Annotated in this window: 16 protein-coding genes; 3 read left to right on the top strand and 13 right to left on the bottom strand. The window is 66.4% G+C overall.

Features of this window, described 5'->3' with window-relative positions:
• Positions 1-3 precede the first annotated feature (3 nt).
• Both ACI0FO_RS20670 and ACI0FO_RS20665 read right to left on the bottom strand, forming a co-directional pair.
• Positions 4-963 carry a tripartite tricarboxylate transporter substrate binding protein BugE gene (locus ACI0FO_RS20670; RefSeq protein ID WP_416029854.1) on the bottom strand — a complete coding sequence of 320 codons (960 nt, stop codon included), beginning with the start codon at positions 961-963 and terminating at the stop codon, positions 4-6.
• A gap of 37 nt (positions 964-1,000) precedes the next feature.
• Positions 1,001-2,464 (bottom strand): N-acyl-D-amino-acid deacylase family protein, encoded by a 1,464-nt coding sequence (locus ACI0FO_RS20665; protein ID WP_416029690.1) that lies wholly within the window; start codon positions 2,462-2,464, stop codon positions 1,001-1,003.
• Between the two features lie 140 nt (positions 2,465-2,604).
• Here ACI0FO_RS20665 and ACI0FO_RS20660 point away from each other — a divergent pair, with 140 nt between their 5' ends.
• Together ACI0FO_RS20660 and ACI0FO_RS20655 are read left to right on the top strand one after the other, a co-directional pair.
• Positions 2,605-3,561 (top strand): LysR family transcriptional regulator, encoded by a 957-nt coding sequence (locus ACI0FO_RS20660; protein ID WP_416029688.1) that lies wholly within the window; start codon positions 2,605-2,607, stop codon positions 3,559-3,561.
• 128 nt (positions 3,562-3,689) lie between these two features.
• On the top strand, positions 3,690-4,682 hold the full coding sequence (locus ACI0FO_RS20655; protein ID WP_416029687.1) for a Bug family tripartite tricarboxylate transporter substrate binding protein: 993 nt from the start codon (positions 3,690-3,692) through the stop codon (positions 4,680-4,682).
• Positions 4,683-4,777: 95 nt separating this feature from the next.
• Here ACI0FO_RS20655 and ACI0FO_RS20650 read toward each other — a convergent pair whose 3' ends face one another.
• From ACI0FO_RS20650 to ACI0FO_RS20605, 10 genes are all read right to left on the bottom strand, one after another.
• Positions 4,778-5,755, bottom strand: a complete 978-nt coding sequence (locus ACI0FO_RS20650) for a 2-hydroxyacid dehydrogenase (RefSeq protein WP_416029685.1) — start codon at positions 5,753-5,755, stop codon at positions 4,778-4,780.
• 17 nt (positions 5,756-5,772) lie between these two features.
• The gene (locus ACI0FO_RS20645) at positions 5,773-5,982 is read right to left on the bottom strand and encodes a hypothetical protein (RefSeq protein WP_416029684.1); all 210 of its coding nucleotides are present in this window, start codon (positions 5,980-5,982) and stop codon (positions 5,773-5,775) included.
• Positions 5,983-6,007: 25 nt separating this feature from the next.
• Positions 6,008-6,334, bottom strand: coding sequence for a 2Fe-2S iron-sulfur cluster-binding protein (locus ACI0FO_RS20640; protein WP_416029682.1), 327 nt, complete (start codon positions 6,332-6,334; stop codon positions 6,008-6,010).
• 27 nt (positions 6,335-6,361) lie between these two features.
• Positions 6,362-7,546, bottom strand: coding sequence for an NAD(P)/FAD-dependent oxidoreductase (locus ACI0FO_RS20635; RefSeq protein WP_416029680.1), 1,185 nt, complete (start codon positions 7,544-7,546; stop codon positions 6,362-6,364).
• Positions 7,547-7,551: 5 nt separating this feature from the next.
• The gene (locus ACI0FO_RS20630) at positions 7,552-8,544 is read right to left on the bottom strand and encodes a Bug family tripartite tricarboxylate transporter substrate binding protein (protein WP_416029678.1); all 993 of its coding nucleotides are present in this window, start codon (positions 8,542-8,544) and stop codon (positions 7,552-7,554) included.
• A gap of 87 nt (positions 8,545-8,631) precedes the next feature.
• The gene (locus ACI0FO_RS20625; protein WP_416029677.1) at positions 8,632-9,201 is read right to left on the bottom strand and encodes a 3-phenylpropionate/cinnamic acid dioxygenase subunit beta; all 570 of its coding nucleotides are present in this window, start codon (positions 9,199-9,201) and stop codon (positions 8,632-8,634) included.
• The gene (locus ACI0FO_RS20620) at positions 9,198-10,559 is read right to left on the bottom strand and encodes an aromatic ring-hydroxylating oxygenase subunit alpha (protein ID WP_416029675.1); all 1,362 of its coding nucleotides are present in this window, start codon (positions 10,557-10,559) and stop codon (positions 9,198-9,200) included. Before ACI0FO_RS20620 ends, ACI0FO_RS20625 begins: the two co-directional genes overlap by 4 nt.
• A 39-nt stretch (positions 10,560-10,598) precedes the next feature.
• Positions 10,599-11,336 carry a FadR/GntR family transcriptional regulator gene (locus tag ACI0FO_RS20615; protein WP_416029673.1) on the bottom strand — a complete coding sequence of 246 codons (738 nt, stop codon included), beginning with the start codon at positions 11,334-11,336 and terminating at the stop codon, positions 10,599-10,601.
• 249 nt (positions 11,337-11,585) lie between these two features.
• Positions 11,586-12,416, bottom strand: coding sequence for a phosphoenolpyruvate hydrolase family protein (locus ACI0FO_RS20610; protein ID WP_416029671.1), 831 nt, complete (start codon positions 12,414-12,416; stop codon positions 11,586-11,588).
• Positions 12,417-12,428: 12 nt separating this feature from the next.
• The gene (locus ACI0FO_RS20605) at positions 12,429-13,640 is read right to left on the bottom strand and encodes a Tm-1-like ATP-binding domain-containing protein (RefSeq protein WP_416029669.1); all 1,212 of its coding nucleotides are present in this window, start codon (positions 13,638-13,640) and stop codon (positions 12,429-12,431) included.
• A gap of 162 nt (positions 13,641-13,802) precedes the next feature.
• On the opposite strand from ACI0FO_RS20605, the gene ACI0FO_RS20600 reads away from it, so the two are divergent.
• Positions 13,803-14,465 (top strand): TetR/AcrR family transcriptional regulator, encoded by a 663-nt coding sequence (locus ACI0FO_RS20600; RefSeq protein ID WP_416029852.1) that lies wholly within the window; start codon positions 13,803-13,805, stop codon positions 14,463-14,465.
• Here ACI0FO_RS20600 and ACI0FO_RS20595 read toward each other — a convergent pair.
• On the bottom strand, positions 14,462-15,277 hold the full coding sequence (locus tag ACI0FO_RS20595) for an IclR family transcriptional regulator domain-containing protein (RefSeq protein WP_416029667.1): 816 nt from the start codon (positions 15,275-15,277) through the stop codon (positions 14,462-14,464). The genes ACI0FO_RS20600 and ACI0FO_RS20595 overlap by 4 nt on opposite strands.
• Between the last annotated feature and the right edge of the window lie 42 nt (positions 15,278-15,319).

The raw sequence follows: 15,319 nt of genomic DNA, 5'->3' as shown, positions 1-15,319 counted from the left end.
CGCTTACTGCAGCTTGATCTGCGCGCGGTCGATCACGGTCTTCCAGCGGTCGCGTTCGCTGCGGATCTGTTCGGCGAATTCAGCCGGCGTGTTGCCCAGCGGGAACGCGCCCGTCTCTTCCATCTTTGCCGCCGTCGCCGGATCGCGCACCGCCTGGGCGAACGCCTGCGCCAGCTTGTCGCGCACATCGGCCGGCATTCCGGCTGGTCCCACCACGCCGTACCAGGCAGTGACGTCGTAGTCTTTGTAGCCTTGCTCGGCGAACGTCGGCACGTCGGGCAGGCGCGGATTACGCTGGGTGCCCGTGATGGCCAGCGCGCGCAGATGGCCGCTTTTCAGGTAGGGCAACGACGACGGGAAGTTGTCGAAGATCACCGGAACCACGCCGCCCACGGTGTCGGTCAGCGCAGGCGCCGACCCGCGATACGAAATGCTGTTCATCTTGCCGCCGATGATCTGCAGGAACCAGATCATGCCCAGGTCGTTCACCCCGCCCGCGCCGGCATTCGCATAACCGTCCTTGTTCGGATTGGCGCGCACGTGGGCCACGAAGTCGGCCAGCGTCTGCGTGGGGAACTTCGGATTCACGCTAAGGATGTTGGGGCTGGTGACCAGGTTGCTGATGGGCGTGAAATCCTTCACCGGGTCGTAAGCCAGGTTGGGAAACAGGTGCGGCGCGGTGCCGTGCGTGCTGACGGTGGCCAGGCCCACGGTGTAGCCGTCCGGTTTGGCGCGGGCCGTGGCGACCATGCCGATGGTGCCCGACGCGCCGGTCCGGTTTTCCACCACGATCTGCTGGCCCAGGATCTCGCCCGCTTTCGCGGCCGCCACGCGGCCGACGATATCCGTGGGGCCGCCTGCCGGGAACGGCACGATCAACGTAATGGGATGGTCGGGAAAAGCGGCGTGGGCAGCGGGCAGCACGGCGGCCAGCAGCAGGGCCATACAAGTCTTGCGCATCATCATGATGGGGGAATCTCCTGAAGGGTGGTTGCTGTTGTTATTCAGTATCTTGGCCGCGCACGGCAGGTTCCCGCCGCAGTATCTTGCCGGGACGCGCCGTGCCCTCAACCGCCGGAAATACCGGATGTCCGTTCACCAGCACGTGTTCGACGCCGGCCGACGCCAGCGTGGGGGATTCCCACGTGGCGCGGTCCACCACCGTGTCGGCATCGAACACCGTGATGTCCGCCCATGCCCCCACGCTTAGCTGCCCGCGCCCCGCCAGGCCGAATACGCGCGCCGGCAACGCCGTCATCTTGGCGACCGCGGCCTCCAGCGTCAGCAGTTCGGCCTCGCGCACATAGCGGCCCAGCACGCGGGTGAAGCTGCCCCACAAGCGCGGATGCGGATGCGCGTCGTTCGGCAGACCATCCGAGCCCACCATGCAGCATTCGTGCTGGAAGATGCGCCGCACTTCGGCTTCGTCCATGGCGAAGTAGATAGCGCCCGCCGGGCAGAGCCTTTGAGCCGCGGTGGTTTTGTCGCAGCCCCAGCGCGCGGCGATATCGGCCAGCGATTCGCCGCTGCATTCGGGGTGCGGCGTGGACCAGGTGATGCGGATATCGTCGATGCTCTCGGCGCGCTCGGGGATCAGGATGGTGGAACTGCCCGGGTACGGATAGATGTCCAGTGCCACGTCCACGCCCTCGGCGCGGGCGCGGTCGATGTTGGCCAGGGTGGCGCGGCTTTTGCCCCAGTTGCGCGGCATCATGCACTTGTGATGCGACAGCACGGTCGCGCAGCCCGTCTGGCGGCCGACGGCCAGTACTTCGTCCACGGCGGCTTCGACCTCGTCGCCTTCATTGCGGATATGGCTGGTGTGCAGCGCGCCGTGGGCCGCCGCCACGCGGGCCAGCCCCTCCAGTTCGGCGGATTCCGCCACGCCGCCCGGTTGGTACGCCAGACCGGTACTGAACCCCACCGCGCCGGCGGCCAGCGCGTCGGCCAGCATGCGCTGCATGGCCGCCTGCTCATCCGGGGTGGGGGCTGCCGCCGGGTCCCGCATGGCGGCCAGGCGCAGGTTCGCGTGGCCCACCAGGGCCGCCACGTTGATCATCGGGCGCTGCATGCGCACTTCGTCGAAGTAGGCGTGCATATCCGGAAACAAGGGGGTTTCACCCAGCAGCGCCAAGGCTGCGGCGGTGTTGCCCGGCAACGGCGCAGGCGCGCCGCTGACGCCGCAATTGCCGACCACGACAGAGGTAATGCCCTGGCTGGTCTTCCATTCCAGGCCCGGCTTCTCGACGAACATCAGATCGTCATGGCCGTGCACATCGATGAAACCCGGCGCCACGATCTTGCCTCGGGCGTCCAGCCGCCGGGCGGCGGCCACGCCGGACAAGTCGCCGATGGCCGCGATGCGCTCATTCTTCACGCCGATGTCGGCGCGTCGCCGGGGCGCGCCCAGCCCGTCGATAACCCAGCCGCCTTCAATGATCAGATCCACTATTTCCTGCCGCATGATCGTCCTGCCCGATGAAGCCCCGGGCCTGTGCGCATAACAGAATGCCGCGCTCAGGCCAGGAGGGAACAAGCCTTAGTATCGTCGGCGCGATCAATCTGGGAAAATTGTTTTTATTGATCCATCTATCGTGGTTTGTAATGAATCGCCTGCCCAAGCACGTTACCTTGAAGCACCTGACCGCCTTTGTGGCGGTGGCGCAGGAATCCAGTTTCACGCATGCCGCCAAACGTCTGTTCCAGACGCAATCGTCGGTGACCAGCCTGGTGCGCCAACTGGAGGACGCGCTGGCCACCCAGCTTTTCGCGCGCACCAGCCGGCGCGTGCTGCTGACCGCCGCTGGCGAAGCGTTTTTGCCCCGCGTGATGCGGCTGCTGGCGGATTTCGACGGCGCGATCGAAGACGTGGTGCGTTATGGCGCCCTGGAGCGCGGGCGCGTGGGCGTGGCGGCGGCGCCGTCGGCCATCACGCAGATCATCGCGCCGGCCGCGGCCCGTTTTTCCGCCCAGTATCCCGCCGTGCGCCTGTACCTGAGCGATGATAATTCCGGCCGCATCCAGCGCAAGGTCGCCACGCGCGATGTGGACTTCGGGCTGACCAGCCGCTGGGCCGATGCGCCGGGGCTGCGTTTCGACCCTGTGCTGGAAGACCGCTTTGGCGTGTTGTACCGCGCCGACGACGACAGCCTGCGCCCGGGGCGCGACGGCACCATGCGCTGGTCGGCGCTGGCGCAACACAAACTGGTGGGGGTCGTGGACGAAACGGGAATCATGGCGCTGCTGCGCGCCCGCGCGGACTTGCCTATCGAGGCAGGCGCGCCGTTCTACGAAGCGTCCAGCACGACGTCGCAGGCCGCCTTGGTAAAAGCGGGCCTGGGCGTGGCGCTGCTGCCGGCGCTGGCCGCCGAACGCGTGCTGGAGCCGGGCCTGGCCTACGCGCTGCTGGCGCGGCCGACTGTCACGCGCACGGTCTGCATCATCCGGCACAAAGAACACCCGCTAAGCCCCGCCGCGCAGGCGCTCATCCGCGCCATCCATGATTACCTGCGCGATGCGCCGCTGCCCGCCGGCTGCAAGCGCGTGCCGCAACGTCCCTAGGGTTAGCCGCAATTTGCGTGTTCGCGTCTGCCTCGTACCGTAGATAAATATGTTTATCGTACAAAGTCCGAGGCACATCGATTGGAGCAGCACGTGAAGCAGTAGGTCTAACCCAAGGGGAAGTCGTCATGAAACGTCGCAGTGCGTTAAAGCTGATCGGAACCGCAGCCGGCCTGAGCCTGACAGGCAGGGGCTGGGCGCAGAGCGGGCCTTATCCGTCCCGAGTCATCAAGATCATCGTCTCGTCCACGCCCGGAAGCGCCACCGATCTTGCCGGGAGGTTGGTCGGAGACCTGCTCTACGCCAAATATGGCCAGAGCGTAGTGATCGAAAACCGCGCCGGCGCGGGCGGCGTCATCGGCATGCAGGCCGCCGCCGCCGCCAAGCCAGACGGCTACACCCTGACCACCGGCGGCCTGGGTCACAATGTCCTGCCGCCGGCAACGCTGCGCGGGTTGCCTATCGACATCCCCACCGCCCTGCTGCCCATCGCCCAGGTCGCGGAATTCGTCAATGCGCTGGTGGTGCGGGCGGACCACCCCGCCACGACGGTCTCCGACCTGATCGAACATCTGCGCGCCAGCAAGCGCAAGCCCCTGTACGGCAGCAATGGCGTCGGCAGCTCGTCGCAGATGACGGCGGAACTCTTCGCCATGCGCACCGGCCTGAAGTTCGACCACGTGCCGTACAAGGGCGCGGCCGACGCCCTGGTCGGCACCGCCAATGGCGACCTGGATCTCTGTTTCATGAACCTGCCCCCCACCCTGCCCATGGTGGAAGGCAAGCGCCTGAAGGCCCTGGCGGTGACCAGCGCCTATCGCGCGCGGCAGCTGCCCAAGGTGCCGACGATGCAGGAACAAGGCATGGCGGACTTCGACGTGACCAGTTGGCTGGGCATGTACGCGCCCGCCCGGATCGACCCCGCCATCGTCGCGCAGTTGTCAGACACCATCGTGGCCGGGCTTGCGACGCCCGAATTCCAGGCACGCATCATCGGCGCCGGTTTCGAGCCCAAGCTGCGCAACTCGGCGGAATTCCAGGCTTTCTCGGCTGCGGAGTTCAAGCGCTGGAGCGAGGTGGCCAGGCAGGCCGGCATTGTCGTGGACTACGGCGCCAAGTAAAGAGCACGGGCCGCCCCGGGCATGGACTTTCCATGCCAGGGGCGGCCCGTGCCGGAGTGGCCCATGCCAGCATTGCGCCCCGGCCAAGGAGCCCTTCAGGCGCGCGCCTGCCAGACCTCGGGATTGACCATGGCTTGCGGCGTCTTGTTGCCCAGCGCATCCATCAGGTTCGCGACGGCCAGGTCTATCATGGCGCGCCGCGTCTCGTGCGTGGCGCTGCCCACGTGCGCCTGCAACACCACGTTGGGCAACTGGCACAGCGGGCTTGCGGCCGGCAATGGCTCCTGCTCCATCACGTCCAGCCCTGCGCCCGCGATGGTCCCGGCACGCAGTGCCTCGATCAGCGCCGCTTCGTCGATGACCGGCCCGCGCGCCGTGTTGATCAGGTAGGCCGTCGGCTTCATCAACGCCAATTCGCGCTTGCCGACGGAGTGGCGCGTTTCGGCGGACAGCGGAATATGCACGCTGAGCACGTCCGACACCTTGAACAGCTCATCGCGTTCGACGTAACTGGCCAGGCCTTCGGCTTGCGGGTCCTGGCGCCGGTTGTGATAGACCACCTTCATGTCGAAAGCCTGCGCCGTGCGCGCCACCACGCGGCCGATGCGGCCCATGCCCAGCAGCCCCAGCGTCTTGCCACGAATGTCGCGAGTCAGGGGGAAAGCCCCCTTGGTCCATTCGCCGCTACGCACGAACGCGTCGCCCGCCACCAGGTTGCGGGCCAGGCACAGCATGAGGCCGATGGTCACGTCGGCTACCGCGCCGTCCAGTACTCCGGGTGTATTGCAAATCAGAACTTTGCGCTGTGTGGCGGCGGCCAGATCGACGTTGTCGAAACCCACCGCAAAGTTGGAACTAACGGTCAGGGCCGGAAATGCGTCCAGCAGCGCCTGATCCACCTTGGTGCGCATGGTGCAGACCATGCCGGCGATCTGCTCGCGCAACGCCGCCGGCACGGTTTCGGCAGGATTCTGTCCGGTGGGCACATCGATGATTTCGCACCGTGCGGCGAGGCGTTCGCGCAAGTCCGCCGGCAGTGGCGCGGACACGATGACTTTAGGCTTTTGATTCATTTACGGCTCCGGTAGGGTCAAGGTTCGATTGCTTCGACGTCGGTGGCGAACACCTGTTGCTCACCAGCGTCGACCAGCGCGGGTTCGGCCGGATGTTCCAGGTATCGGACAATCAGCCAGAACCCGTCCTGCGGGTTCTCTACGATCTCGGCGAGCGCGCCGCCGGCCATGCGCACGCGCACGCCTGCCTGGAGGTCGACGAGGTTGATGGATTTGTTATCGGGCATCGCGGCTGTCTCCTTTCCGCTACCACTACAGTTCAAGCTGCGAAGACGGCACGCGCACGCGAATACCGTCCAGCGCTGGCGTCATGATCACCTGACAAGACAGGCGGCTGGTGGCGCAACGCTCGGGCACGACTTCCAGCAAGGCTTCCTCCGCCATGCCGGGCGGTTCCAGCCGCGCATGCCAGGAGGCGTCCACCTGCACATGACAGGTCCCGCAGATGGCGCCGCCGCCGCACTCGGCGACGATGCCTTCCAGGCCGTCGCGGCGCGCCGCCTCCATCAGCGACCAGTCATCGGGAACGTCCAGCACCTGTTCGGCGCCGTCGGGCAACTCAAATATGGCAAAGGGCATGATGCCTCCCTGTGGCTTCACTACGATTCATGAGGCGGACTCGGGCGAGCCGATGCGCGGCACGCTCTTGATGAATTCCACCGGACTGTCGACCGCTTCGATGGCGGCCAGCCGGCCCTGCTGATAGCGCTCCACCAGCCACCCCTTGGCGGTGGGCAACAATACGTCGCGGCAAGCCTGGGCCGGATCGACCAGGCCCGCCATCTGCAGGCGACGGCCCTGCTGCTCTGACCAGAACGTGGGCGGACGCGGCGCCGGCGGGCTCTTGCCGGCGATGGCAGCGGCTGCCGTGCGCGCCTGCATCAGCGCGTTCTGCACGCTCTCTATGCGTGCGTGGCGCTGCAGCTCGCCGCGGAACGCGCTGGCGCAATCGCCGATGGCGTAGACATCTGGCGCCGAGGTCCGGCAGCACTCGTCAACCACCACGCCATCCAGGCAGATCAGGCCGGCCGCCTCGGCCAGCGCGGTCTCGGCGATGGCGCCAATGGACACCAGCACCAGATCGGCTTGCAGCACCGTTCCGTCGGCCAAGTGGGCGCGCCAGCCTGTCGCGGTGCGCTCCCACCGCGCCACCGCCGCGCCGTGGCGGATCTGGATGCCCGCTTCGCGGTGCAGGTCGCCGATGCGGGTGGCGGTCGGCTCGGACACCTTGCCCGCCATCACGTTGCCGCCCTGCTCCAGCACCAGCACCTCGGCGCCCAGCTTGCGCGCCGAACATGCGGCCTCCAGGCCCAGGTAGCCCGCGCCGACCACCAGCAGCCGGACGCCGGGACGCAGCGCCTGGCGCAACCGGTGCGCGTCGTCCAGGCCGCGAACCGAATAGGTCTGCTCACCCGCCACCTCGGCGATAGGGCGGGCGCTGGCGCCCGTGGCCAGCACGCAGTGTTCGTAGCCGACCACGCGGCCGGAGCGCGTGGACAGGGTATACGCGGCCGTATCGATGCTGACCACCGGATCACCGGCCACGACCACCACCCGCGACTTTTCGTAAGCACTGTCGGCGCGCAATGCGATGCGCTCGGCGCTGGTTCCGCCAGTCAAAAGCGCCTTGGACAGCGGCGGCCGTTCGTAGGGCGCATGCGTCTCGGCGCCGAACAGCGCCAGGTCGCCTTCAACGCCGGCCGCGCGCAAGGCCCAGGCGCATTCAACGCCGGCATGCCCCGCGCCGATGATGGCCGTATGAACGTGCCGTACCCGCGAAGAAGACTCCATGGCCATCACGCTCCGAATTTCAGGGAAATATTGGCGCGCGTGGCAACCTGCTTCCAGCGCGCCAGTTCGGCCCGGTTCAATTCCGCAAAGGCGTCCGCCCCCGACGGCCTGGGTTCGAAGCCCGCCGCGCTAAGCGTTTCCACCGACTGCGGCTGCGCCATGCCTTCCTGCAATGCCGCGCTAAGCTTGCTTACCAATGCCGCCGGCAATCCCGCCGGGCCATACAGCCCCAACCAGCTTGTCACATCAAAATCCGCCACGCCCTGCTCGGCCATCGTCGGCACGTCGGGCAACTGTTTGCTGCGATAACTGCTGGTCACGGCAATCGCACGGATGGACCCCTTGCGAACCAGCCCCATCACGGGCGGCAGATTGCTGAAGCTGAAATCCAGGTTGCCGTTGACCACGTCCACCAGCATCTCGCCGCTGCCTTTGTACGGCACGTGCAGCAGATTGGTGCCGGTGCGCTGCGCGAAGAAAGCGGTGGTCAGATGCACCGAGGTGCCGATGCCGTTCGAGCCATAGTTCAATCCGTCTTTGCTGCGAGCGCGCGCGGCGGCGATCAGGTCATCCACGCTGCGCACTGGTGAATCAGCACGCACGATCAGCACATTGATGAACTCGGCCATCTGCCCGATGGGCGTAAAGGCGCGCGACATGTCCAGCGGCAGCCCCGTCACCGTGGCCATGGGCAGCACCATGCCACCCAGGCCATTGAGCAGCAGCGTGTAGCCGTCCGCCGGCGCCGTCGCCACCTGCTGGCTGCCTATCATGCCGTTGGCGCCGGGACGATTCTCGACCACGACGGGCTGGCCAAACTTGCGGCTAAGAATCTCCCCGGCCAGGCGCCCCGCCACGTCGGTCACGCCGCCCGGCGGATAGGGCACGATCAGGCGCATGGGCTTGGTGGGAAACGCGCCGTCGGCCGCCCGGGACATTCCGGCCGTCGCTACGGCGACGCCGCCGGCGATGGCCTTCAATACAGTACGTCTATGCATGCTGCGACTCCAGGTATGGACGAGTCTCGTCCTGTCGGCGGACTGGCCCCGAGTGGAAACAACCAACGATTTGCGGCAGGGTCGGCGCTAGAAGAAGATCGTCAGCGCCTTGGAAAGCAGGACGTTCTGGTCCAGGTGGATCTCGCGCGCCAGGATCGTCCAGCGGCCGTCACGCCGGCGCAGTACGTCCTCGCGCTTGCCGACGAACAAGTTGACTTCGGTCTGCAGGCGGTTCTGGTAGATCAGAAACCGTGAGCGCACCCGCACGCGCTCGCCGCCGCCCTCTTCCGGCGCGACGTCCAGCACGCGGATGTTGGTCACCAGCCGCGACACGCGCGAAGCCGGTTCCTCGGCCCAGTGAATGCCGGTCTTGATCTGCGCGACACGCTGGCGCAGCGTATCGATGCCCTCGTCAAACCAGGCGGCGTCCTGCGTGCCTGAATATTCCTGCGCCATGGCGTCGCGCCGCACGTTGCGGGTGAGCGGCATGCGGTAGGCGATGTCTTCGTCCAGCAGGCCCAGCCAGGCGTCGAAGTCGCGATGGTCCAGCAGGTCGGCCTCGTAGTGCAGAAAGCGCTGCGCCTGCCACCAGATGTGCATGTCGTCCACGCTGGAATCCTGCGCCGCGTCCGGCGCGTTTTCAATGGTCGCGTTCATGCCGCCTGCTCCTCGGCGCGCGTGGCGCCGGCCATCAGCTGCTTCCAGGACAGGCCGTTCATGAACTGCGCCCAGCGCCGGTAATAGATTCGCGCGTTCTCTTCCGTGTACTCGCCGTTGACGGCACAGCCCGGAATCTCCGGCACGGCCTGCGCGTGGCCCACGCCCATCTGGTAGTTGAAGTAAAGCTCGCGCGACATGGCGCCCATGCTGGCTTCGGTAGCGCCCGTCCAGTTCTCCATGTCGTCCGACTCGGTCATGCCGCCCGGCCCCGAATAGCGCAGAAAGTAGTGGCGCATGGCTTCCTTGACGGCTTCGGGTGCGTCCTTGTCCACCAGATACATGCGCCACATTTCCATCTCGGTCGCGCTGATGGGATGGAATACGGCCAGCGTGCGCGGCTGGCGCCCGTGAAACGACATGTTCGGGAAAATCGTACCCACGCTGGTCTGCACCCGCATGGCCGCCCCCAGCGTGCGTTCGCGCTGCTCGTGGATCTGGCGGAAGTACGCCTCCACCTCGGGATAGCGCGCATACTGCGGCGCGTAAGGCCCCTCTTCATAGAACGGCAACCGGCCCAGCAACCCATGCCCGAGCTCGGGAAAACAGATGGCCGATCGGCTGACGGACGCGTCGCGGCGCCCTTTGCCTCCGCCCGGCCCTATGCCCACGATATCCACCGAGCGATGGCTGATGTCGTGATACAGGTCTCCGATGAAATTCTCGGGCGCGAACTTCCAATTGCACTTCACCCGCCACTTCTGCACGCCGCCGATAACCTCGGAACCGCCCGGGCTGCCATCGCGATGGTCCAGCGCCGCGTCCAGGTACAAGCGCATATTGCCCAGATAATCCTCGAACGGCGGCGCATCCGCGTCCCACGTCGCAAAGACCGCGCCTTTGTAGTTCGCCACCTGCGCCACGGTCTTCAGGCCCCACTGTTTCTTGTCCAGCTCGCCTTTGTAATGCGTCGCGTGGCCGGGCACGCCGACCAGCTCGCCAGGCCGCTCCACCAGCTTGCCGTCGGTGGAAAAGCTCCAGCCATGGTACGGACAGGTAAAGGTCCGATTGTTGCCGTGGTCGTAGCGGCACAGCTTCATGCCCCGATGCGCACAGCTATTTAGCATGACCTGTATCTGGCCCTGCCGGTCGCGCGTCAGAATCACGGACTCTGTTCCCATGCGCGACACAAAATAATCATCCGGCTTGGGCACCAGGCTCTCGTGCCCCACGAACAACCACGCTCGCGAGAACACCTGCCTTAGCTCCTGCTGGAAGATCTCGTCGTCCACGAAGATAGACCGGCTGACCAGCCCCTCGTCGGCGCGCACCAACTCATCGATCGTCTTATGACCCATCACCACTTCCCCTTGGAGGATGCCCCCAAACCCGGGCGCCTACGGTCTTTCCGCCGTGGCCGCCGCTGTACGCAGACGTGCTTCCGTGTTGTCGACGTGGGTGCGCGCATGCTGCCGCGCAAGCTCGACGTCGCCTTTCTCGATGGCGGCAAACAAGGCCTCGTGCTCCTTCTGCGCCTGCGCGCCGCGGCCCGCGATCTTGGCTGATCGCGCGCGCGACACACGCAGGTTCTTCTTCAGGAGAACCGCCAGGAAATCAAAGAAATTCAGGTAGTGTTCGTTGCGGGTCGCGCGCGCCACGCAGCGATGGAATTCCATGTCGGCATCCACCCCCACCGCCACATCGCCGGATGCGATGGCGTCGGCCATCTTGCGCAACGCCTGGCGCATGGCGGCCAGGTCTTCTTCGCTGCGGCGTTCCGCGGCAAGCGGCGCCGCCTCGATCTCGAAGCCCCGGCGCAGTTCAACGATACGCAGCACTTGTTCGGCATCGCCGATATCCGCGGCTTGCATGCGCAACACCGACGGCCGCGCCGTCTGCATGACGGTCAGGCCACGGCCCTGCTTGCTTTGTACGATGCCATCGCCCTTCAGGCGGGAAACCGCTTCGCGCAGCACCGTGCGCGAAACGCCAAGCCGGGTCGCGATGGTCTGCTCCGGGGGAAGGACCTCGCCGACTTGATAGTCGCCGCTGGTGATCTCGTCCAGCAGCATCTCTGTCACCCGGTCAGTCAGGTTGGGTTCTGACTGGAACGGAACGACAGCGTCCTTTTTCAACAGTACTCGAGAAGCTGAAGTAGGCATAAGGAAGTTCGTCCGGAAACGTGCATCTCATTGCCAGCCCGCGTTGCCTCGGCTGTGTACGCGCCCCGGAAAGGGGTGCGTTGAAAATACGATAATCGTATAAGAACAGGGGCGGATATTAGGGGAAGTGCGGATACGGGGATAGCTCCGCCCTGCCACGCGCCGGGCGGCGCGGCCGATTGTTTGTTCCACCGGGCCCGCGAATCTACGCGGGATCGCCCCTTAGAAAGTCAGGTGTTTGAACGCGCGCGTGGCGGCGGTCAGCGCTTGCTCGGTGGGCAGGCGCTCCATCGAACTGGCCCCGTAGAAGCCGTGGCAATGCTTGCACGCGCGCAGCACGTGCGCGGCATCTTCAGGCGTGGCAATGGGGCCGCCGTGGCACAGCACGATGATATCCGGGCGCACCGCCAGCGCAGCGGCGGCGATGCGGTCGATCGCAGCCACGCAGTCGTCCAGCGTCTGCGCGGTTTCGGCGCCGATGGCCCCGCCCGTCGTCAGGCCCATGTGTGCCACGATGATGTCCGCGCCGGCCTCCGTCATCGCTACCGCGTCGTCTTCATTGAACACGTAGGGCGTGGTCAGCATGCCCTTCTGGTGAGCCAGGCGGATCATGTCCACTTCCAGCGCATAGCCCATGCCGGTCTCTTCCAGGTTGGCGCGGAAGGTGCCGTCGATCAGGCCCACGGTGGGAAAGTTCTGCACGCCGGAAAAGCCCTGGCGTTTCAGGTCGTCCAGGAACACGTCGAAGTCGCAGAACGGGTCGGTGCCGTTCACGCCGGCCAACACCGGCGTCTTCTTCACCACCGGCAGCACTTCACGGCCCATGTCGACGACGATCTCGTTGGCGTTGCCGTAGGCAAGCAGGCCGGCCAGCGAGCCCCGGCCCGCCATGCGGTAGCGTCCCGAGTTATAGATCACGATCAGGTCGATGCCGCCCGCTTCTTCGCACTTGGCCGACAGGCCCGTACCCGCGCCGCCGCCCACGATGGGTGTGCGCGCGCGCACCATGGCGCGAAACTTGTCCAGCAGTTCGTTACGGTCGAAACGGGGCATGGCGGCAATCCTTCAATGGCTAGCGATTTCAAGAAAATGGTCGACCGCCGTTTTTGCGAACAGCGGGTCGTTGATATGGCAGGGCACGCGCACCAGCCGGCGTTGCGGCGTCTGCACCAGGTTGGCCTCCAGCGCGGCGAACAGGGCCGCGTCGGCCTCGGGGTCCCAGAACGCCTGGCCCGGCGCATCCAGCGCGGATACACCGCCCTCGGGAATCAGGAAGCGCACCGGCCCGTCGCATTGATTCAGCTTGGCGGCAATCCACTCGCCCTGGCGGGTGTTTTCTTCGACGGTGGTGCGCATCAGCGTCACCTGCGGGTTGTGCGGATAGAACTTGCGGCCCTGATAGCGCTCGGGAATCGTTTCTATCCCGCCGAAGTTCACCATATCCAGCGCGCCGCACGCGCCCACATAAGGCGCGCGGGTGCGGGCCACGGCGCCGAAGCGGTCTTCCGTACAAGCCAGCACGCCCCCGAATAGAAAGTCGCAGACTTCGGTCGTGGTCAGGTCCAGCACGCCGCCCAGCAAATGGCTGTCCAGCAGCTTTTCCATCGACTGCCCGCCCGTGCCCGTGGCGTGGAACACCAGGCAGTCATAGCGGGATTCCAGCAACGGCGTCACCTGCTGCACGCACGCGGTGGTCACCCCAAACATCGTGATGCCCACGGCGGGCCGTCCATCGTCTTCAACGGCGACGCCCGCCTGCCGGAATGCGCCGCCGATCGCGCCGGCGGCATTGGCCAGCACGCGGCGCGAGATGCGGTTCAACCCGGCCACGTCCGTCACCGAGTACATCATGGCGATATCCGAGGGGCCGACATAAGGCGCGACGTTGCCCGAGGCCATCGTCGACACCATCAGCTTGGGGGTGCCGATGGGCAGCGCGCGCATGGCCGGCGTGATCAACGCCGTGCCGCCCGACCCGCCCAGCCCCAGCAAGGCGCCGATGGCGCTATTGCCGGCCGCGTAGCGTTCAAAGGCCAGCGCCATGGCGGCGATCGCCGTGCCGCGGTCGCCCGTGAACACCGCTTGCGGGCCGTCGGGATGGCTGCGGGCCACTTCCTGGGCCTGCACCTGCGCGGCGCTGGCAGCGCCTGACGTGGACACGTCCACCGACACCACGTCCAGGCCTTCGCGCTTGAGCAGATCCACCACGTATTCCGCTTCGTGGCCCTTGGTGTCGTAGGTGGCGGCGACAAACACCCGCCGGTTCGATTGCGTCATGGCTCCTCCGCGGGCGGCTACACTCGGTGCGCGCCTCAATATGTGAGGCCGCTAGGCCTGTAGAATCAAGAAATGAGACGAAAGAATCATACTGAGACACCTGTCTCACGTCAAACCTCCCTCCCCGCCACGCCCGCGGCTGCCGCGGGCGGCACCGCGCGCCTGATCGCGCCCGCCAGCCGGCAGGCCGCGGCCAGCGGAGAACCGCCCCACGGACCACGCGCCCGCATGCGCAAGACGCTGCTGGACGCGGCGCAACAGCTGATGGCGCAGGGCATTACCCCGTCCGTCGCCGAGCTGGCCGAGCACGCGCGGGTGTCGCGCGCGACCGCCTACCGCTACTTCCCCAGCCAAAGCGCCCTGATCGCCGCCGTCGTGGACGAGAGCCTTGGGCCCATCCTGGCCTGGAACTCCGCCTCGTCCGACGCCGCCACGCGCGTCGACGAACTGCTGCGCTTTGCGTTTCCCCGGCTGGAAGCGCACGAAGCCTCGTTGCGCGCGGCCATCATGGTGTCGCTGCAGCAGCATGCCGAAGCCAGCGCAGGCAAGGCTGGCAATGAGCCGCGCCTGGTGCGCGGCCATCGGGTCGACATCCTGAAACGCGCCATCGCGCCGCTGGCCGCCGACCTGACGCCCGCGCAGCAAGACCGCGTCGCGCAAGCGTTGTCGCTGGTGTATGGGTCCGAAGTCTTCCTGGTGTTGAAGGACATCTGGCAGCTGGAACTGCCGGAGATCACGGATGTGGTGCGCTGGACGGCCCAGGCCATCATCCGGCAGGCTCGGGCCGACGCGAATGCGGACGTGGCCCCGGACGGGAAACCCTAACGCCCGACCATGCCGGCAGAGATGGCCTGCGCGGCGCAACGCAGCGGGTCCAGGCATTGCTCCACCATCTGATCCACCGAACGCACACCCTGGATCCAGACGACATTCACGCAGCCATAGACACGCCCTGACGCCGCCACGATCGGTACGGCCAACGCCTCCAGCCTGTCGTTCTGATCGCGCCGCGGCTTGTCGTAGTCTCCACCGAACCGCTGGTCCCGCAAGCCGTATCCCAGCCGGCGGGTTCGATCCAGCATCGCGGCCACGGCACGGCTGTCGTGCGCCAGCGCATCGCCCTCGCGGCGGCTGCGGCGCAAAGCCGCCAGCACCCATTCGCGCTCTTTTTCCGCGCAGAAAGCCAGGTATGCCCGCCCCACCGCCGAATGGAGCATGTTGATCCGGAACCCGATGTTGTCGCGTCGGATCGTGAAGTAGGACTGGTTGCGATTGGTCTCGCGGACGATCATCGCGCTTGCGCGGCGTACCGCCAGGTCCGACGGCCACAGGACTTCGGCTTGCAGGCGATCCAGCGCCGGCGCGGCGCATTGGCCCAGCCTGTCTAGCGCCTGGGCCTGGCGGCCGCGCGCGTCGGGCGCGCCCGCCGGACAAAAATAGTCGTCGGCCAGACGCCGCCAGATCAGGCCCCGCGACTGCAACGTGGCAAGGATGCGCAGCAAGGTGGCTTTAGCAAAGCCGGTGCGCACATGCAGTTCGTGCAGGCTTGCGCCCTGCGTGGCGCGCACTTCGTCCAGCACGGCCAGACCCCGCGCCAACGCGTCGATCGTCTTGACTTTCGGGGCCCACCGGCTCATTGCGCATCCTTATTCCTGCATATTTCAGGATTTCACCCAGTG

It is taken from the genome of Achromobacter marplatensis, from assembly GCF_049060505.1.
Classification (GTDB): domain Bacteria; phylum Pseudomonadota; class Gammaproteobacteria; order Burkholderiales; family Burkholderiaceae_B; genus Achromobacter; species Achromobacter marplatensis_A.
This window is presented reverse-complemented; position numbering and strand designations above follow the sequence as displayed.

What these genes read in the sequence shown, in the direction of transcription:
- ACI0FO_RS20625 (WP_416029677.1), bottom strand. Translation starts at nt 9,201, where the DNA reads ATGAACGCGACCATTGAAAACGCGCCGGACGCGGCGCAGGATTCCAGC.
- ACI0FO_RS20645 (WP_416029684.1), bottom strand. Translation starts at nt 5,982, where the DNA reads ATGCCCGATAACAAATCCATCAACCTCGTCGACCTCCAGGCAGGCGTG.
- ACI0FO_RS20640 (WP_416029682.1), bottom strand. Translation starts at nt 6,334, where the DNA reads ATGCCCTTTGCCATATTTGAGTTGCCCGACGGCGCCGAACAGGTGCTG.
- ACI0FO_RS20620 (WP_416029675.1), bottom strand. Translation starts at nt 10,559, where the DNA reads ATGGGTCATAAGACGATCGATGAGTTGGTGCGCGCCGACGAGGGGCTG.
- ACI0FO_RS20605 (WP_416029669.1), bottom strand. Translation starts at nt 13,640, where the DNA reads ATGACGCAATCGAACCGGCGGGTGTTTGTCGCCGCCACCTACGACACC.
- ACI0FO_RS20655 (WP_416029687.1), top strand. Translation starts at nt 3,690, where the DNA reads ATGAAACGTCGCAGTGCGTTAAAGCTGATCGGAACCGCAGCCGGCCTG.
- ACI0FO_RS20635 (WP_416029680.1), bottom strand. Translation starts at nt 7,546, where the DNA reads ATGGAGTCTTCTTCGCGGGTACGGCACGTTCATACGGCCATCATCGGC.
- ACI0FO_RS20630 (WP_416029678.1), bottom strand. Translation starts at nt 8,544, where the DNA reads ATGCATAGACGTACTGTATTGAAGGCCATCGCCGGCGGCGTCGCCGTA.
- ACI0FO_RS20665 (WP_416029690.1), bottom strand. Translation starts at nt 2,464, where the DNA reads ATGCGGCAGGAAATAGTGGATCTGATCATTGAAGGCGGCTGGGTTATC.
- ACI0FO_RS20595 (WP_416029667.1), bottom strand. Translation starts at nt 15,277, where the DNA reads ATGAGCCGGTGGGCCCCGAAAGTCAAGACGATCGACGCGTTGGCGCGG.
- ACI0FO_RS20650 (WP_416029685.1), bottom strand. Translation starts at nt 5,755, where the DNA reads ATGAATCAAAAGCCTAAAGTCATCGTGTCCGCGCCACTGCCGGCGGAC.
- ACI0FO_RS20670 (WP_416029854.1), bottom strand. Translation starts at nt 963, where the DNA reads ATGATGCGCAAGACTTGTATGGCCCTGCTGCTGGCCGCCGTGCTGCCC.
- ACI0FO_RS20610 (WP_416029671.1), bottom strand. Translation starts at nt 12,416, where the DNA reads ATGCCCCGTTTCGACCGTAACGAACTGCTGGACAAGTTTCGCGCCATG.
- ACI0FO_RS20660 (WP_416029688.1), top strand. Translation starts at nt 2,605, where the DNA reads ATGAATCGCCTGCCCAAGCACGTTACCTTGAAGCACCTGACCGCCTTT.